We start from the raw sequence: 1,514 nt of genomic DNA on the forward strand, positions 1-1,514 counted from the left end.
ACGGCCCGTACCCCAAACCAACACAGGTGGTCAGGTAGAGAATACTAAGGCGATCGGGTGAACTGTGGTTAAGGAACTCGGCAAAATGCCCCCGTAACTTCGGGAGAAGGGGGGCCAAACACTCTGAAGTCCCTTGCGGACTAGGGGTGGGTGGCCGCAGAGACCAGCGGAAAGCGACTGTTTACTAAAAACACAGGTCCATGCGAAGTCGCAAGACGATGTATATGGACTGACGCCTGCCCGGTGCTGGAACGTTAAGAGGACCGGTTAACCCCTTTGGGGGTGAAGCTGAGAATTTAAGCGCCAGTAAACGGCGGTGGTAACTATAACCATCCTAAGGTAGCGAAATTCCTTGTCGGGTAAGTTCCGACCTGCACGAATGGCGTAACGACTTTCCGGCTGTCTCAACCACAGGCCCGGCGAAATTGCACTACGAGTAAAGATGCTCGTTACGCGCGGCAGGACGGAAAGACCCCGGGACCTTTACTATAGTTTGGTATTGGTTTTCGGTTCGGCTTGTGTAGGATAGGTGGGAGACTGTGAAGCTGGCACGCTAGTGTTGGTGGAGTCGTTGTTGAAATACCACTCTGGTCGGATTGGGAATCTGAACCTCGGACCATGATCTGGTTCAGGGACAGTGCCTGATGGGTAGTTTAACTGGGGCGGTTGCCTCCTAAAGAGTAACGGAGGCGCCCAAAGGTTCCCTCAGCCTGGTTGGCAATCAGGTGTTGAGTGCAAGTGCACAAGGGAGCTTGACTGTGAGACAGACATGTCGAGCAGGGACGAAAGTCGGGACTAGTGATCCGGCACCACCTGGTGGAAGGGGTGTCGCTCAACGGATAAAAGGTACCCCGGGGATAACAGGCTGATCTTGCCCAAGAGTCCATATCGACGGCATGGTTTGGCACCTCGATGTCGGCTCGTCGCATCCTGGGGCCGGAGTAGGTCCCAAGGGTTGGGCTGTTCGCCCATTAAAGCGGCACGCGAGCTGGGTTTAGAACGTCGTGAGACAGTTCGGTCCCTATCCGCCGCGCGCGTAGGATACTTGAGGAAGGCTGTCCCTAGTACGAGAGGACCGGGACGGACGAACCTCTGGTATGCCAGTTGTCACGCCAGTGGCATGGCTGGTTGGCCACGTTCGGAAGGGATAACCGCTGAAGGCATCTAAGCGGGAAGCCTGTTCCAAGATGAGGTATCCCACCCCATGTGGGTTAAGGCCCCCAACAGACCATTGGGTTGATAGGCCAGAAATGGAAGCACAGTAATGTGTTGTCGAGTTGACTGGTACTAATAGGCCGAGGACTTGCCCACGAAGATGTTACGCATCCACTCTACAGCTCTGAAACACCACACCGTTTGTGGAAACGAACGAGTGTGTGTTGTTTCACAGTGTTTCGGTGGTTATAGCGTCAGGGAAACGCCCGGTCCCATTCCGAACCCGGAAGCTAAGCCTGACAGCGCCGATGGTACTGCAACCGAAGGGTTGTGGGAGAGTAGGACACCGCCGGACTAAC

The 1,514-nt window shown here is 55.2% G+C and carries 2 rRNA genes; both read left to right on the forward strand.

Annotation, left to right across the window (positions count from 1 at the left end):
- Positions 1 to 1,311: ribosomal RNA gene (locus ACFVM3_RS41890) — 23S ribosomal RNA — on the forward strand; the annotation flags it as partial.
- 82 nt (positions 1,312 to 1,393) lie between these two features.
- A 5S ribosomal RNA gene (gene rrf, locus ACFVM3_RS41895) occupies positions 1,394 to 1,510 on the forward strand.
- Positions 1,511 to 1,514: the final 4 nt, after the last annotated feature.

The organism is Amycolatopsis sp. NPDC057786, assembly GCF_042797905.1.
GTDB lineage: Bacteria > Actinomycetota > Actinomycetes > Mycobacteriales > Pseudonocardiaceae > Amycolatopsis.